The following is a 16,823-nucleotide window of genomic DNA, read 5'->3' on the forward strand; positions in this document are numbered from 1 at the left end:
TAATTTATTTTTTTGTAATTCCTATCATCACTCCAAAATCTCCATCGGTCTGTATCCAGTTTTTTTCAGGAAGATAGGTTCTGGAAACATAACCATCAAGGTATAGTGCATTTTTACAGTCCATTTCTTCAAAAAGTTGAGCAAGGCTATAGAAATTCACTTCCTTTTTAGACATCGCAAAAATAATGTCTCCATTTTCCAGAATGCCAACACCGTTTCTGATGTTTAGGTTTTTAGAATCTTTTTGAAAGAGAGGATTTATTTTACCGTCAATTAGCAACATTGGGCCGGATTGGGTGGCGTATTTGATTGATGGATTATATTTATATTTTTTTGTTTCAGAAATTTCCGGCTGATTGTTTTGGGTTAAATAAAAAACTCCGTTAGGCTGAAGGTAGAAATTTCCGGAACCTTGTAAGGTATCAATAGGTTTCAGAATTTTGAAGTTTTCAATATATAATCCTTTGGGAGCATTATTGGGTTCAAACATTCCACCGTTCATGGCGAAAATTAATTTTTCATGGTTGGATGCTGTTTCATTTTTGAGATTTCCGAGACTTTTCAGAATTTCATCTTTACTGTTTTTCCAATATAATTTTACTGTTTGCTTTTTAGGATTTACCTGATAGATGACAAAGTTATTTTTGTCCTGTACCTTTTTGCTACAGGAGATGGTAAGAAGGAATAAGAACGCTAGAAGATAGGTGTATTTTATCAAGATGTAAATTTTGTGTTGGTGTCTAGAATAAAAAGGAAATTAAATTTTAATGCCCTGTTATTCCTCTTTTTTAATACGTTTCCATTCTTTGTTTTGATACTGATAGGTTAACAATTCACTTTGAGCATTTACAGTACCCAAGTTATATAAAACAGCTGTTTTTACGATGTTGTCAACATGATTGCTGAATGTAAGATAAATGGAATTTGTATTTTTTAATGAAAAAGGTATTCCGGTGTAAGGCAGATAAAAATATTTTTGCTTATCAGCTTCTCCATGAGTTGTTGATAAAATGTATTGATAAACTTCTTTATTGGAAATTCTCATTTTTTCATTGATGAAATAGACGGTGTTGTTCACATCGCCTCTCAATCGTTTGAAAATAATATTTTTATGAGTAATATCTCCCAATTTCTTAATGGTTTTGATATCCCAAAAATCATTTTCACTATAATTAGGGTTGGTGATATTCAGATCATGGTGACATTCTTTCATGTAGTCAAAAGCACAGCCTCCGGTATTATTGATGATTCCAGTCATGATAATGATCAGATTATCGGAAGGAATATTCTTCAGGTTAATATCTTGTAAGACATATTTACTTAATGTACTGTAGTCAATGTTATTTTTTTCAGCAGTGAGCTTATCATAGTATATTTTCCCTTCTCTATAAAATTCAGTACAGTCAGGCATACCCAATGTATCTTTTGACTTTCTTTGTGCAAAAGAGAGCATGCTGATCAATAAAAATAAGAAGGTCAGGTTTTTCATAGGGATCTTGAAATTGCTAATCTACTTATTTTTTAATAGGTTTACTTTCCTGCGTAGAAACAAAATGATTATTAAAAGAAGAAGAGTAGCTCCTAAAGAATATACTATCATTTTTAATCTTTCATTTTCAATAGTAAGATCAGAAAGTTCTTTTTTAAGCTTCTTTATAACAGGATTTGTTACTTCGAAACTTGTATCAATTATTTCAACTATTTCAGTGGAAGTATTCGGTTTTGTTAATGCTCTTTGATAATCGGTACTAAGCTTTTGTAGTTCTTTTAATTCTTCAGAAGTAACCTGATCCCATCTTTTTTGTACGAAGCAATGAGACGAATAAAGGAGCCCGTTGTTTTCATCAATATAAGCGAATATCAAATATTTTCCCTTCTCCGAAAATGCGACATCACATGAGTTGTTGGGAGAATGAAAAAGGGTAGCATTCTCATTGTAAAAGTCATTATAATTATTAGACTTGTATATTGTAGTAATTTTAACTTTACTCAGGATATCTTGGGCTGTTTTGTAGCCATTGGGAACTTCAACAACATCATAAATCTCACCGATAAAAACAAATGAAGCTTCATCAAAAGAATTTTTTATGGCTGGAGTATAAGCACACTTACAGGCAAATATATGTAACGGAAGTAGAATGGATAGTAAAAAAAGCTTGTATTTCATTGGGTTTATTGCCTGTCTATAAAATGTTTTTAATTTCTTTTTGTAGAACTAAAACTTTTTGTGGAGTATCTATATGTTTTTCCAGATCTTTTACTTCTAACCGGTTGGTTCTGCTTTTATACATAAACCCTTTGAAAAAATATTTTTCAACTTCAAGAGGGAATGTATCCGGATTTTTTTCAATAATAGAGCGGGTAAGATCATCAATTATTGTTTTTATTTCCTTCAACGAGTTTTGTAGTTGATCTTTCCATTCCTTTAAATCACTCAGAAAACCAACGATTTCCTCTTCTTTAATATAGGAAAGTTTTGCGAGTTGCTTATCAATTTCCGTGAAGGTCATTTCGTTCCAGTTTTTATTTTTTAACACCGGAATTTGCCATTTTTTCTGCTCTTCAATCCAATAATCTTTTTGGGCTTTTACCTGATGAACCTGAAATGAGGGAAGTTCAATTGCTGTTAAATAATTTCCATGGCAGCTTCCTGTGTCTATTCCGTAAGTATTATTCAGAATTTTGGGATGGTCTCCTACTACATGATGACCGTAGATAACAGGTTTTTCACCTTTATAAAACTCGTTCCAATAAGTATTTTCGGGATATTTTTTCTCCAGATACCGATCTCCGGAAGTGGTGCCGGATAAAACTTCGTCTTTTTGTTCTTGCAGTTTCTTATCATGTTCAAAAAAAGCATGAACGATGATGGCATCTTCTGTTTCGTAATAATATTTCAGGTTTTTTACCCAGTCAATAAATTCAGAATATTCCTCTTCAAACTGTATTTTTACAATTTCCTGAGCGTAGCTTAAAGTTCCGTTCAGATGTTTTCTTTCATGGTTACCCATCAGAACTACTGAGTTTGGACGGTTTTTGAAATATTCGTAAACTTCTTTAGATTTATTGCCTCTGTCAACGAGATCTCCAAGGGAAATCAGCAGGTCTTCATCTTTTAAATTAATTTTTTTTGTCAGGGTTATGAGTTCATCATAACAACCGTGAATGTCTCCAATTACAAAGGTTCTCATGGGTTAGTTTATTGTTTTGCAAATATAATATCAATATATATTCCGATGGTATTATAGGTTTCAATTTTGAACTGTTGGGGTGATTCTATTTTATATTTTAAGGGATAAATTACATCACCTGAGTATACATCAATAGAATTGGTATCTAAAATATAAGGATATTGATGATTTTTTCCATTTTTTAAATGTATGGTAAAGTTTTCCTGATCCAGATCAATGTGATTGATCGAACTGATGGGAATATATAGCAACTTGTTAAATTCCGTACTCTTTAGAAATTCCTGATTAATAGGATCTTTTTGATCAGCATCACTGCGAAGTCTTTTTTCCAGTTTTATTATTTTCCAGGTTCCAATAAGTTGTTTCCTGTTTTTCTGAGCCTCTTCGAATTCGTTGATGGTAGAATCAATATTCTCCGGCTGAAACTTTTCTTTGATAAACCTTCCATAATATTCATTTCCTTTTACTTCAATAGTGAGGCTGTCGATAAGGTTGATGGAATAGATTTTTCCTTTAGCATCTGTAAACTGGTTTTTCTGAATATTCAGGTTTTTATTAAGGACATAATTTTGTCCCCACCATGTAGTTTGAGCAAGTAATTTTCCATTTTTAAAATATAAAAACTCACGCCAATGATCGTCATTTTTTACTTGTAAGGAATCAGATATCCATTCTCCATTCAGAAAAGATAAATCAGAATTTTTTTGGAGGCAGGAAATCTGAAATAGGGAAATGCAAAGGACAAGCATACTGGTTTTCACGGGATATTATTTTTTTCAATGTACAATTATTTCTGTTATTGAATAAAACAAAAACCGTTCAATCGTTCTGAACGGTTTAAGGAAATATATTTTTTTAGTTCTTCTTGGGTATTTATTGAGCTTGCAGTCTTATCCAGTTCAGTATAAAAAGCAAAACGAATGTTCCTGTGATATAAAACTGTACTTTATTGACTTTTTTGGTGCCAAATTTCCAGACACAAATTCTGTCTATAATGAGAATGAGAACTACTGGAATTAATCCCAATAATAGGTACATTCCTGTAAGTCCATCTGCTGCAGAAACACTGGTAAGGGCAGTGTAGGAAAAAAATAATCCGATAATAAGGGATACTATTCCTAAAATAAGGAATAGAGTAATTTTACGGGTAGTTTTATATGATGGCTGCATGGCTGGTATTAATGAAATTCATCCTCAAATTATAACTTTTGTTCATAACCATATTGTATAGCTGCTTCAAGGGTTTCGATGTTGATTTCTTTGAGATTTTTAAATTTTATACAATATCCTGTTATGTTTGCTTTTCCTATTTTGTCGCCAAAGGTTTTAGCTAAGTAAGTTTTATCTTCAATCCCTAAAATATAAACAGAAATTCCCGTAGTATTGGCACTCAAACCTATTTGATAAAAATCTTTTGTTTTTCCATCAGCATATCGAATAGTGGATAATCCATATCCAATATTAGGGTTGGAAACTGTCTTTCCTTCACTGTTTTTACCATCCAAAAACCACAATTTAGCATCTGGCATAAGCTTCTGAATGAGCCCGTGAAGTTCTTGCAGATCTCTACGCTTAGTTTCAGGCTGGCTATTGATATATTCTGATATTTGTTCCTGAGTGGTCATATCAATTTGGATAATGAAGTGAATTTGAAAGTAATATAATAAAAGAAATATTAATCTAATAAGTTGTTATTGTGTAAATAATCAAAAATTATTTTATCAACTTCCGAGATTTTATCTTTATCCGAATAACGAAGCCATTTTACTTCTTCAATTTCAGAATTTGCCTGTAATTCTCCTGAATATTCTCCTGAGTAACAGGTCATTTTTACAAGGATACCTTCTGCATGACTATGGGCTTGTGCTTCAAAGGTTCCAACATAATTAAGTGTTTTAGGGTCAATAGTAACACTTAATTCTTCACTTATTTCGCGAATCAGAGCCTGTTCATCAGTTTCTCCATCTTCTCTCTTTCCTCCGGGGATATAATATTTATCTTTTCCATAACTTTTTGTTGAAAGAATGGATTTGTTTTTTAATTCTATCCAGGCAAGCTTGTCAATGATTTTGTTGGTCATTATAGTTTAATATGTTTTTTTATTATCTACAGAATTATTTTATAAATGTAAAGGTATTTTTTATTTCTTGAAAATATCCTGTCTGTGCAATATTCCGATGATCGGTTTCTATATTTGTTGCAATTTTTGTATTCATTTAATAGTCTCCCGATATAAGGATATTGGTTTCTATATCTGTATTGTTTGGAACCATAATAGACACACCATATTTATTCTGAACAAATTTTAAATGGTCTCTGTTTAAGAAAGGTTCAATTTTTTTTCCGCATTGTTCTTCAGTGGTACCTTTACCACAGGGAATTCCATAAAAGTCAACTTCAGTTTCAACTTCTAGAGGTAAATTGTCGGAAAATATTTCATCTGCATAAATATGGCAGGTAGCTTTCATCTTTACAATGATCTTATTCCCTTGCTTTTTAAATTCAATTTCTGCATTTTCCACCTCATTATGTTCATAAACATAGAACAGTGCGTGGGGCTCTTGCTCATCTTCAGGATATTCTTTCCATTCAATTTTTTTTCCTGCAATATCCTGCCATTCTTTGATTTCGCCCGGATTGATTTTTAATAAGATTTCAGAATTAAAAAATAACTCATCCTCCGGAAAAAATAAACCGTCAGCATCATTGTCATCATCAGGACTTGAATCTGTTCCTGTAGCTTTAATCTGCAGCCCGAAAACCAATTGATGATCTGTATTGACAAAAGCGTCCAAATAAGCGTATTGTATGTCAAATAACTTGTCTTTAATTTTAAACATCTGTATTGATTATTTGTTTCCCTTTTTCAAAATAGCTGTAATCGCATCAGAAATGTCAAATAACTTTCCGTTATAATTATTCCCCAATAAAATAATGGTTGATTTTTCATTCAGGTCAGAAACTAAAAGAGCTTCATAATTTCCGGCTCTTCCATCATGAGAATGCTCTACTAATTTTTTATTTTTAAATATTGCTTCTCCCATGGAAGATTGAGTATCCGGTAAGTCAAAGTGCTGTCCCAATGTAAACAATGAGTTTTCATTGATTAGTTTTTTTGAATGAAGACAGTTTATGAATTTTAGTAAATCTGTTGTCGTTAAGAAAGTTCCGCCAACCAAAAAATCAGGTTTATCTTCTATTAATTTGTTATTAAATCCTTTTGCAATCAATTTTTCATCAACAATAGGTGTGATCTCAGACGAATTCATTTTACATGGCTTGAAAATATGTTGGCTGACATAATCTTTGTAAGCCACTCCTGTAATTTTTTCAACAATAAACTGCCTTAGAAAAACATTGTTCATGTTGTAATCGTATTGAGTTCCCGGAAGAAAATCAAGCTTGTCAATTAATTTTAAATCATCAAAAACATCCTGATTACTTTTAATTTTTTTCCAGTTTACATTGGGAAGTCCGCTTGTGTATTGCAATATATCTTTTATAGAAACTTCATTGGCCCATTGTGGTAACTCAGGAAAATATTGAGAAATAGGATCTTCTATTTTCAATTTTCCCTGCTCTTGTAATTGTAATAAGGCTACGCCGCTTAATTCTTTGGTAATAGAACCAATATTGAATTTGTAATCGGGTGTAAGTTTTTTTGTTTTTGTAGCATCGGTAAACCCAAAAGGAGCGTTGTAAATGATTTTATTATTTTTTGAAACTAAAATATTTCCATTAAAAACTCCGGATTGGTTTGCGGATCTCATTAAAGAGTCTATTTGTGCGATCTGCTTTTTCTGGGCAGATACAGAATTGAAGAGAAACAAAAAAATGGTAAATAATAAGGAGATCTGTTTGTGATAGAGCATATTGGGTTTTTTGTTGAGTTATTAGTTTTGTCTTGTAAAAGCAGATGTTTTATCTCAATACATCAAGAACATCAATAAATTTTTTTAGAACAGATTTATTTATTCTTTTGTCCGGGCAATTTTCATAATAATATTGGGGGGCATAGTAATGATATGAACTGTATTTATTATTCTGAACCAACATAAGTTTAGCTCCATTTTGATCTGAGATCATACACATGGGAGGAAAATCCTTTAATTCAGGAATTTCAGTCTTGAAATCTTCCTGTTTGTATTTTAAAAGTTCAGTTAATTGTCCAGAATTGATAAGGGTAAGTATTTTGTCTTTTAAGGCTGGAGTTGGTTCAATTGTTTTTATGGTTCTTTTTAATTGGTTGTTCTTTACATAAGCCTGTGGCCGCTCTTCCTTGTAAGCATTCAGCTCTCCATTTTTCTTTATAAAATAATAGTAAATAAAGTCATAAGCAGACCAGCCTCCGTTAATTTCATAGATCAGACAAATTTCATTCTGATTTAAACTTTGAGGAAGATCTACGACAGTTCCTTTAATTTTATTTTTGAGATTAAGATTTGGAATCTGTGCATATCCAATGAAACAAAAGCCGATAAGTATAATAAATAATATTTTTTTCATTTTTTACTTCTGATAAATGATGATGGGTATATTGGTTTTTAATCCCCATGTGTTTGCTGGGTTGTTTTCTTTATTAAAAAGTAATCTTTCATCAATTTTAGAAATGAATTTTTCCCAGCCATGCATGGAGTCATTGAGGATTATTTTTCCAAATAGGGTTTCAACCAATAATTCTGTGTGAATATTTTCCAAAACAGAAGTTTTCTGAACGGTTATTCTAAGGATTTCATACCATTCAATCATGGTTATGAAATCGTTGCTCCAAATATAGAAACCGGTATCAGTATACTCGAAGATTCCATCATCTTCTGATGTCTTGAGGAAAACTTTATGCTGACGTTTGTTTTTATCCGGATTTTTATCAGCATTTTTCGCGATCAACGCAAACAAAGAACATCCCAAAAAGTAGAAGCACAACCATATAAGTATATTTTTCTCAACCTTAAAGATGAGGATTGTAAAAATAACGAGTAAAACAGTATTTATTAGAATTAATTTTTTGGTCAAAGTCATATCCTTAATTATTGACTATTATTAGGTTTCTCAGGGCTTTTAAAATGGTAAGACTATACAAGAAACAGTATTTTTTTAAAGATTTCCATATACTACAATATACTCCGCATATACCAATTTATCATTGAGCCATTCAATCAGTTCATTTTTAAATTGTGCAACTTTCAATTCATCTGTTCTCACTTGGTTTATTCTATTGATGATTATTCTACAGGTATTTCTGTCAAAAAAATTATGTCCACAAGCATCAAAAGCATTCTCAATATACCCGTTCCAAGGGTTTGTCAAAGGGAAAACAGACTTAAATTCGTTGATAACATAATCAAAATCGGCGGTTGGAATGAAGGCATCGTTTCGTTTTACTGTTTTGTAATATTCTCCCTCTTTATTTTCTGGCCATAGAATAAATCCAATTTCATTTCTTGGAGAAAGACTATCCCTTGTAGTGATGATTATGGGTCTTGAATTGATTCTTTCAATCGCTTTTGTGATATCAAACAGACAGATTTCATAATTTTCTCTTGCTGTGTCAGGATCGCATTCTGTCGAAATACTGATCTCTCTTATGTTGTTATTGTGAAATTCCTGTTCACTGGCGTTGATATTACCATTGTTTTTCTTCAGTAGTTGTATGGCAACACTTAATGGAATTGTAATTTTATTTCGAAGTAATTTTATTTTCTCGTTATCCATTCTACGCGATTATATTTTTTTGCATTTTAGATTTTAGCCAATACTATTTTTATTCCTTCTAAAAGGTCACTTTTTAGTTTCCGTTTTTTTTAATCGAGAAACAACAAGAGCAATTCCCCAGACCAAAAATCCTATTAAAATACTGAATAGATAAGCATTTGAGGACGAAAAATTAAAAGCTGTTGGTCGCCCAAGTCCACTAAAAATAAGGATACCCAAATAAATGATATTATAAATTAGGACAGAAGTAGTGAAAGTAACGGATTTTTTAATTTTAATAATGAGTATAACTAGGAGGGCTGCCACTAAAGAAATTCCAGCTGCCATCATAAGACCGAATGGCATCATTCCAAATTCTCCCCCCGGCAGACGGGCAATGTCCATATAGCCGATAAAAATTAAAACATTGAGAAGCCCAATCAGGAAATAACTTCCCAGTATTTTTTCTATTTGTTTCATCTAATTTTGTATTCGTTTTTTTTTAATAGGATGAGTTAAAAAAATGAAAGGTTTCTAAAATATAACATTCTCTTATTTCTTAAACTTTGAATTTTTAAATGCTTTTATAAGTTTATCTGATTCTGAAGTAGGATAAACGTAGAAAATGGTAAAACCCGCTTCGTATCCATTTAATATGGTGCGGTATATGATAAAGTTTTGCGAGATGTTATTTTCCAAGTTCATTTTCAAATCTGTTTTATAAAAGTTGATATCATCCACTTTTTCTTGTATAGTTTTGCTCTCAAATTGAGCTTCAGGCTGACCTTTTTTAAACGACTCTATAAGCTCATCATTTTGTTCTTTTACGGTAGACTCTGTGAGAGCTTTATTTCCAGATAATGTTTTTTTGTAATGGACTAAAAAGTAGGTGTAATTTTTTCCTTGAAATCGAACTTCTTCGGATTTTTCTCTAGTTTTTGAAGCGTTGTTTACTTCCTTGTTATTTTTTGCGTCTACTACTTGAACTGGTTGCTTGATCAGGTTCATATTGGTGAAATTGTTGGGCATATCAATAGTCCAGCCTAGTTGCTCAACTTTGTACGTGTTAGATTTTTGTGCCTTGTAAAAAGTGGTTATAAGGAAAATGAATAGAATAGTCATTTTAATTTTCATGATCTATAGCTTCTTATAGTTTATGATACTCGGATTGAGCCTATTAGTTTTGTCTTTGTAAATTTAATTAAAATAGCTCATCTTTTCCCGAAAATGAAATGAGCATTATAATTTTGAAGCAAAAAAATACCGCTCTGTAAAACAGAACGGTACATTCAAAATTTATTTTTCGCCCATTATCTTATCTTTCTCCTTCTGAAATTCTTCTTCAGATAAAACACCGGAATCTTTTAATTCTTTAATCTTTTTCAGCTTATCATATTTGGTTTCTGAATTTTGATTTTGAGATTTTTCTTTAGGTAAAAACTCTTCAGGAATGATCAGCTCGCCGGATTTAATGGCATTCTCAATATCAATTTCATAATTCATAAGCCCACTTCCTATCTTAGCATAGTACACAAAACCATTTCGTTTGTTTCCTCTGGGCATGATTTTTTTAACCTTGAAAGTCAATCCTGAATTACTTCTTTTAAAAGAATTTGCCTGATTGGCCAATCCCTGATAACCTGTTGTAGAAGTGTAATTGAACATCGAGGATGCGTTGGTTCTGATAAATTTAAAATCACCATCATTCATGGAACCTGTCCCGATTTTTAAGTCTAACCCTTCATATACTTTAAACCCTGTGGTAGTGGTTAAGGTATCGTTCTCAAATTTTGGTGGATTTTGAGCAAAAGAAACCCCGAAAACTAAAAGGGTCAATAGAAATACTAGTCTGTTCATTGTTTTATTTTTTAATAATCAAATTGATCGTCAAAAGTAAAACAAGCTGTAGGAGCTACCTTACGGGAATCCTTATCTGTATATAATTTGTTTCAATACAAAATGTCTGCATCCGAATCTATAAGAAACAAAGCTTCAGAAAAAGTATCTGCAATCAACTCTGGCGTTTCACCACAATTCTTAAAGATTCCTTTTTCTCCTTTCAGAAATCCGATATGATGAGAATTGATTAAATAGTCTGCAAATATGATGAAGCTCTTATCAGTTTCGTTATGATATTCTTCCTGAATTCTTGCTAAAGGCCAGATCGAAAACATATTTTTTGTCCAGTCCCAGTCCATAAAACCGTCCATTTGTAAGTAAAATTCTTTAAAGTCATCAGGGAATTGAAATTGGATTATTTCTTCTGTTACTTTAATAGATTCTTCTGTTGCAGGCGGGCTAAGTTTTATATTTTCACTTGCCCATGTTTCTTTAAGCTTTTCAATCTTAATAATGATCATTCTAATGATATCGTCTAGAATTGATAATCAATTATTCTTTGTTTAAATTAAAGGTTCGCCATTGAGATCCGTAGTAAGAACTTCACTCATATAATCAAAGAAAGGTCGCATAGCTAGTAAGGTTTGTACCACTTCCTTTTGAAAATTTTCTGAGAAAACTTCTTGATCGGTAAACTGTCGCATGATGATGAATTGTTTTTTCCTGATAAGCTCTATAGCCGGATGATTTTTATCAAAACCTCGCGGAGCTGTTTTTACAGAATCTCCTTTGAGCTCTCCGAAATACTTTATAAAGGTTTCATCAGAAGTAATTTTGTTGATTTCTTTGGTGCCGAGTTCAAATTCTTGGCGGATGCGAAGTAAATCTTTGGCTTCAGGTCCCCAAAATCCACCCCCAACAAAACTGTTTCCAGGCTCCAGTTGAATATAATATCCACCTCTCAGCATAGGCTTTGAACGGGAATATCCAACTCCGAAATTGGTTTTGTATGGAGTCTGATCCTTAGAAAAACGAACATCTCTGTAAATTCTGAAAATATGGATCCCTTTTAGTTTATCGTATTCCTGAAGTTCAGAATAAATAGTATTAAAAAAAGCTTTGTTTTCTTTTACGATCAAATCATATTCAGATTTGTGTTGGGCAAACCAGTCCCGATTGTTGTTTTCTTTTAATTGCTTGAGGTATTCAAATGCTTTTTGCATATAGGTTTACAAGTATTTGATGTTATAAATCTTTACTCAATTTACATAAAGTATCCCGGTTTTGAGTAATAAGCAGCACATTAAAATACTGTTGGGAGACTTTTATTGCAGAAGATTTTATTTAAATGAATCTAGATCTTCATATACCATAAAATATATTGTTTCCTTTCCTTTTGAAAAGACATCAATTGTTCCGGTTTTTTGTAGCATTGTGCTTCTTTTGAATGTTCTGATATTTTTACCAAGAATACTTGCAATGAAATATTCTTCACCTATCGAATTTACTTTAAAGGCGGTGGCTTCTGTTTTTCCATCACCATTTTTTAAAATACAATCTACAATTGTTTTTGCTTGTAAAGAATATAATAAGATATTTTTGGATTCTTTATCCTTCTTTTTGTATGCCATTTCCATATAGGCAAGAACCTCCGGATTGGTTGGATCTTTTTCCAAATATTTTTCTCCGGAAATGATGGCTTTTTTTAAATTTCCCTGTGAGAGACTTTTAGTGAAATCTAAATAATCTGTATCAAAAAAGGAAGGTTTATATTTTGAGAATTTTTTTCCATAATATAAATTTTTTACTTCTTCATCTGATAAGGTTGTGGGGTCAAATTTAAATTTATAGATCAGCTTTTCATAATAGAAATCCGAATTTTCATTCTGAACATTGACCTTGATGGAGTCCAGATTTATATTTTGTCCGAAAATACAAAATGAAAAAAGAGAGAAAATTGTTGTTAAGTATATTTTAGATGGTATAGTAGAAAGAAAGATTTTTTTCATAGAGTTGTTTATTTCACAAAAGTTTGTTCAAGAAGTGCAATCGCTTCCGTTTCTGTTAATGGTGGTGTTTTATCAGTATTATTTGTTAGGTTTAAAGAAATAAGGTTATTATTTCTTACGGCATAAAGTAAATATGATGTTTTGTCTTTATTAGAATCCTGACTATTTTTCAGGATGATTTTCCAAACGATATAATTTTTTTCTTTGTCCCGTTTTATTTCAGCAACTTCAGCTTTTATTCCATTGGAAGTTGCCCAATAATCATATTCCCACTTATAAAATTTTTCCAGCAATTCTTCTTCAGATAAACCTTCTTTATAAAACTCAAATTTTTCAGGTTTTCTTACTGAAATTAATAAGTTTATTTTTTCGTTTTTATTGGTGAGGTGAAACTGTCCCGAATTTTTCAACTGATTTTTATATTCCCATTTTCCAGGAACCTCAAATAATTCTCCATTGATTTGAAAAGGAGTTTTCTTTTGTGCAAAAGTAGAAAAAGAGATTAGGAAAAGGATTAAAATCGAAAAAAGTTTAATGTTTAATTTCATTTTTAAGTGTAAGTTTCTTGATAGATTATTAGTTTTTGAATCAATCGCTCCAGTCTGGTTATTATTTTATTTTTTTGTTTTGCATATTTGTGTATGCTCTAGAAACAAATATAGGTAAAAGTTGGGGATAGGAAGTGGAGTATAAATAATCCAAAGTCGGGAGACTTTGTGTAGTAGAGAATTTTGATTAAAAAGATTTTAATCACGTTCCATTATCCGGTACCAATTTTTTTCTAACTTCCAATTATGTTCAGGTTTTACTTTTATTTGTTCTTCGTATTGCTTTTTTGTCTCGTTATTATTTGTAAATATAAAATAAGTTTGTGGGGCATCGAAAAAGCCACGAGAAATCCAAAATTTGATTGTTTTTGTACCTTTTGTTTTATTTTGATAGATCCAAATATCATTTCCGCCATTTGAAACAATAGGGAAGTCAAATGAAAGTTTACAAATACCATTATTCATTTTTGTATTTGGTTTCAATTTTTCGGTCAAAACTTCTTTTACTATTTGATTACGTTTATGGTAAGAAATATTCCAGTCTATTTTTTCAATAATTGAGCTGGGAATTTTGTTGAAATTGTAAAATGTTAGAAATAATAAAACCAATGTTATTAAAAGGTTTACTATTCTGTTTGTTTGTATGTTCTTCCTTTCTTTAAATAATTTTATTATTTGTCTTACTGCTAAAATTAGCAAGATTATACAGACTAAAAGCCAAGAAAATGGTTGAACAAAATAGGGGAGATAAAAGTAGTCAGCAAAAGCGAAAATTAGCCAGATGATTACCAAAATTGCTATTTTTTTTGTCATTCAATTTTTATTAGGTTTTGTCTACAACGTTGACTCATTGGATTACCAATAACTTCCATTCTCGGCATCATTGATTTTACTTTGGAAATTTAGACTTTTTAATATTCAAGGCTTTCTGCTTTATCCATTGTACAGCAATATCAACAGGAGCTGTATCATTGCTGGAAGAAGTATTGTGACCCAGGTTGGAAAAAAAGGTATATTCAAAAGGTTTGCCTTGAGCTTTAAGTGTATTTAATTGCTCTATACATAATTTTACCGGAATCTGTATATCTTTTTCACCAAAAAGCCAAAGCCCGGGACTGGAAAGGGTATTTAAATAAGTCTTGGGATCAGTTGCCGTAAATTGGTACTTGTCCGGATCGTTTTTGGTGTGTTCAATGGCATCTGCTTCTGTATGATTTTCCCAAAAACTACTGTTTCCATTAGTATAAAACTGAAATCGAAGCTGCTCCAGAGTTGTAATGGTAGGGCAGCTGAATAAAACCATAAATTCAATTTGTGGATTTTTACTTGCCGCAATGGGGATTATCCATCCTGCCTGACTGAATCCTACTAACCCAATGGGTGTTTTTTTATCTTTCAAATAGGTCTGAAATGTTTTTACGGCTGCATTGGCATCCTGAGCCAATAAATCAAGATTTGTCGGGTCAATATTATTGGTGCCAACAGACGGCCCTACATACACTCCTCCAGATTCTCCAACGCCACGTTTGTCGTATGTTAATACGGAAATTCCTTCTTTAGCAAGACGTTTTGCAAACTCCATTTCTCTTTTTACAGGATCAGACCCGTGAACAATTACAACAGCAGCAACGGGTTTTTTAGGTTCTAAAATTGAGCCTGCAAGAGTGATACCCTGACTTTCAAATTTTATATCCTGAATGGTAAAATCGGCAACTTGTGAAAATACCATTTGGGGAAAAGCTATTAATAATAACCAAATAAATAGGTTAGAAAAGAAATTGATTTTCATTTTGGATTTTTATTTTGTTTGCTAAAAGTCGGGAGACTTTGAGCAGCGGAGTAGATGATGATATATGGAAAATAGATATTTTACTTAAAATTTTCCCCCACTTATTTGTTTTCTGCCAATAATTTTAGGGAAATTAAATAATCTGTATCAAAATCAATTTTTCTTACTTTATCCTTCATAAATTCTCTGTTTCCTGTCCAATTTGCATTCAGATCAATCCAGGTTAGGACAATTTTCTTTTCAGTAAGTTTTTTTAATTTTCCAGGATACATGACGTTATCTTTTTTCTTAAACAAACTAAAAATACCGAAGTTTTTGTTGACGTTGTCAATTATTGAATCAAAACTTTGGAGTGGTAGTTTCTGTATTTTTTTATCCACTGAAACCCCTTTTAATTTCATTGCTTTTTCTATAAATTCAGTTTCATCATTGGTCGAAATATTCTTGATGTTATGATTCTTTACCGCACAATATCCATCCAGAATAAAATCAACAGGATTAGATTTTAGCAAGATCCAATCTTTACTATAATTAATTAAAATTCCTTTTTCAGATTCTTTATCTTCAAATTCAATGATAATAAGCTTATTTAATAATTTTTTCATGGGTATAATTTAGGGAAAATGTGAAAGTAAGTTATTAAAAAAAGTAAAAAGGTTAGATTATAATGAAAGGTAAATCGGTGCGGTAGCGAGGTTTTTGCAGAGAGTACATTTTAGTTAATATCAGCCACTTGTATGTTTTTAATGGCCGAGCTGGTGAGAGACGTTGCACTTCCGCCGATGATGTAGAGTTTATTGTTATAGACTTCCGCAGTAGCATGTCTTCTGGGAATCATATTGGATGATAACTGATGCAATGTATTGGTTGTAGTATCAAAATAGGCCAGAAAACTTTGATTATTCACCCCACCTGCAATAAAAATCTTATTACCGGATACGGCTAATGAGTGTCCGTATATACCAGCAGGCATTGTATATTGACTGACCCAAAGATTAGTTTTGAGATCGTAAACATTGATCAGGCGAGATGGAGTACCGTTAAAACCACCAATGACATACAGTTTATCATTCACAATTTTGCCCTTTGTTTCTCTGGCTGTGGGCATATTGGGTAAGGAATTCCATGTATTGGAAGCAATATCATAATACTGGAATTTATCAGAGAATACAGTGGTTTTGGCTCCGCTTAATCCGCTGCCCCCAAACACATATATTTTACCATTATAGAGGGCGGAACCTGCATTTCCTGTATAGAAACGATTAACAGCTCCCTTCGTTACGGTATTGGTGGCAAGGTCTACAATTTCAAGATGGCTGTTTCCCCAACCGTTAAAAATATAGATTTTATTATCGTAAGTCTCCGAATTAGCAAATTTTTTAGTAAGTAGGGTAGAATTGAGAATACTCCAGCTGTTACCAGTAATATTATATTTTTCAATATACTTTGCGTCACCTCCTTTTTCCTGATATCCATTGCTCACATAGATATTATCATTCACGATTACACTGCTTATGCCACCTCTGCCCGCAGACATATTGGCGAGACTTTTAAAATAAAGTGTTTGTGCGTGGGCTAAGAATGAACCCAAGAGTGAAAGGAATAATAATTTTGTTTTCAATGGTGTTAATGCTTAATATTTATTTAAGTATTGAATAGCGTGGTTTAAAGATAGGAAAAAGTTGTAGAGTTTTTTTGGGGTTTATTTTTAACTAGATTAAGCTCTATTTAAGTTTTACTCTGTATTTTAATTCTC

Annotated in this window: 24 protein-coding genes; all 24 read right to left on the reverse strand. The window is 31.9% G+C overall.

What is annotated here, in order from left to right; genetic code table 11:
- Window positions 1-4: 4 nt before the first annotated feature.
- Window positions 5-718, reverse strand: a complete 714-nt coding sequence (locus GTR01_RS01140; RefSeq protein WP_160136041.1) for a phosphodiester glycosidase family protein — start codon at window positions 716-718, stop codon at window positions 5-7.
- Window positions 719-775: 57 nt separating this feature from the next.
- Window positions 776-1,489, reverse strand: a complete 714-nt coding sequence (locus GTR01_RS01145; protein ID WP_160136042.1) for a hypothetical protein — start codon at window positions 1,487-1,489, stop codon at window positions 776-778.
- Between the two features lie 21 nt (window positions 1,490-1,510).
- Window positions 1,511-2,167, reverse strand: a complete 657-nt coding sequence (locus GTR01_RS01150; protein ID WP_160136043.1) for a hypothetical protein — start codon at window positions 2,165-2,167, stop codon at window positions 1,511-1,513.
- A gap of 16 nt (window positions 2,168-2,183) precedes the next feature.
- Complete coding sequence (locus GTR01_RS01155) at window positions 2,184-3,191, reverse strand: metallophosphoesterase (RefSeq protein WP_160136044.1); 1,008 nt, start codon at window positions 3,189-3,191, stop codon at window positions 2,184-2,186.
- An 8-nt stretch (window positions 3,192-3,199) separates the two neighbouring features.
- Complete coding sequence (locus GTR01_RS01160) at window positions 3,200-3,952, reverse strand: hypothetical protein (protein ID WP_160136045.1); 753 nt, start codon at window positions 3,950-3,952, stop codon at window positions 3,200-3,202.
- Between the two features lie 112 nt (window positions 3,953-4,064).
- A complete protein-coding gene (locus GTR01_RS01165) occupies window positions 4,065-4,361 on the reverse strand; it encodes a hypothetical protein (RefSeq protein ID WP_160136046.1) in 297 nt (98 codons plus the stop codon).
- Window positions 4,362-4,390: 29 nt separating this feature from the next.
- The gene (locus GTR01_RS01170; protein ID WP_160136047.1) at window positions 4,391-4,816 is read right to left on the reverse strand and encodes a DUF1801 domain-containing protein; all 426 of its coding nucleotides are present in this window, start codon (window positions 4,814-4,816) and stop codon (window positions 4,391-4,393) included.
- 50 nt (window positions 4,817-4,866) lie between these two features.
- On the reverse strand, window positions 4,867-5,271 hold the full coding sequence (locus GTR01_RS01175) for an NUDIX hydrolase (RefSeq protein WP_160136048.1): 405 nt from the start codon (window positions 5,269-5,271) through the stop codon (window positions 4,867-4,869).
- 136 nt (window positions 5,272-5,407) lie between these two features.
- Window positions 5,408-6,031, reverse strand: a complete 624-nt coding sequence (locus GTR01_RS01180; RefSeq protein WP_160136049.1) for a hypothetical protein — start codon at window positions 6,029-6,031, stop codon at window positions 5,408-5,410.
- Between the two features lie 9 nt (window positions 6,032-6,040).
- A complete protein-coding gene (locus GTR01_RS01185; RefSeq protein WP_160136050.1) occupies window positions 6,041-7,063 on the reverse strand; it encodes a serine hydrolase domain-containing protein in 1,023 nt (340 codons plus the stop codon).
- Between the two features lie 49 nt (window positions 7,064-7,112).
- Complete coding sequence (locus GTR01_RS01190; RefSeq protein WP_160136051.1) at window positions 7,113-7,697, reverse strand: hypothetical protein; 585 nt, start codon at window positions 7,695-7,697, stop codon at window positions 7,113-7,115.
- Between the two features lie 3 nt (window positions 7,698-7,700).
- Window positions 7,701-8,210, reverse strand: a complete 510-nt coding sequence (locus GTR01_RS01195) for a hypothetical protein (protein WP_160136052.1) — start codon at window positions 8,208-8,210, stop codon at window positions 7,701-7,703.
- A gap of 75 nt (window positions 8,211-8,285) precedes the next feature.
- Complete coding sequence (locus GTR01_RS01200; protein ID WP_160136053.1) at window positions 8,286-8,903, reverse strand: hypothetical protein; 618 nt, start codon at window positions 8,901-8,903, stop codon at window positions 8,286-8,288.
- Between the two features lie 66 nt (window positions 8,904-8,969).
- Entirely contained in the window at window positions 8,970-9,362 is a 393-nt protein-coding gene (locus tag GTR01_RS01205; RefSeq protein ID WP_160136054.1) for a hypothetical protein, read from the reverse strand.
- Between the two features lie 72 nt (window positions 9,363-9,434).
- The gene (locus GTR01_RS01210; RefSeq protein ID WP_160136055.1) at window positions 9,435-9,890 is read right to left on the reverse strand and encodes a hypothetical protein; all 456 of its coding nucleotides are present in this window, start codon (window positions 9,888-9,890) and stop codon (window positions 9,435-9,437) included.
- 288 nt (window positions 9,891-10,178) lie between these two features.
- Window positions 10,179-10,739 (reverse strand): SHOCT domain-containing protein, encoded by a 561-nt coding sequence (locus GTR01_RS01215; RefSeq protein ID WP_160136056.1) that lies wholly within the window; start codon window positions 10,737-10,739, stop codon window positions 10,179-10,181.
- Window positions 10,740-10,831: 92 nt separating this feature from the next.
- Window positions 10,832-11,242 (reverse strand): SMI1/KNR4 family protein, encoded by a 411-nt coding sequence (locus GTR01_RS01220; RefSeq protein WP_160136057.1) that lies wholly within the window; start codon window positions 11,240-11,242, stop codon window positions 10,832-10,834.
- 42 nt (window positions 11,243-11,284) lie between these two features.
- Complete coding sequence (locus GTR01_RS01225) at window positions 11,285-11,944, reverse strand: DUF2461 domain-containing protein (RefSeq protein WP_160136058.1); 660 nt, start codon at window positions 11,942-11,944, stop codon at window positions 11,285-11,287.
- 117 nt (window positions 11,945-12,061) lie between these two features.
- Entirely contained in the window at window positions 12,062-12,730 is a 669-nt protein-coding gene (locus GTR01_RS01230) for a DUF4919 domain-containing protein (RefSeq protein ID WP_160136059.1), read from the reverse strand.
- Window positions 12,731-12,738: 8 nt separating this feature from the next.
- Window positions 12,739-13,278 carry a hypothetical protein gene (locus tag GTR01_RS01235; RefSeq protein ID WP_160136060.1) on the reverse strand — a complete coding sequence of 180 codons (540 nt, stop codon included), beginning with the start codon at window positions 13,276-13,278 and terminating at the stop codon, window positions 12,739-12,741.
- 198 nt (window positions 13,279-13,476) lie between these two features.
- Window positions 13,477-14,091, reverse strand: a complete 615-nt coding sequence (locus GTR01_RS01240; protein ID WP_160136061.1) for a hypothetical protein — start codon at window positions 14,089-14,091, stop codon at window positions 13,477-13,479.
- A gap of 76 nt (window positions 14,092-14,167) precedes the next feature.
- Window positions 14,168-15,067 carry an alpha/beta hydrolase family protein gene (locus GTR01_RS01245; RefSeq protein ID WP_160136062.1) on the reverse strand — a complete coding sequence of 300 codons (900 nt, stop codon included), beginning with the start codon at window positions 15,065-15,067 and terminating at the stop codon, window positions 14,168-14,170.
- A gap of 101 nt (window positions 15,068-15,168) precedes the next feature.
- Complete coding sequence (locus GTR01_RS01250) at window positions 15,169-15,672, reverse strand: hypothetical protein (protein ID WP_160136063.1); 504 nt, start codon at window positions 15,670-15,672, stop codon at window positions 15,169-15,171.
- A gap of 110 nt (window positions 15,673-15,782) precedes the next feature.
- On the reverse strand, window positions 15,783-16,688 hold the full coding sequence (locus GTR01_RS01255) for a Kelch repeat-containing protein (RefSeq protein WP_160136064.1): 906 nt from the start codon (window positions 16,686-16,688) through the stop codon (window positions 15,783-15,785).
- Window positions 16,689-16,823: the final 135 nt, after the last annotated feature.

Source organism: Chryseobacterium sp. c4a, from assembly GCF_009900745.1.
Classification (GTDB): domain Bacteria; phylum Bacteroidota; class Bacteroidia; order Flavobacteriales; family Weeksellaceae; genus Chryseobacterium.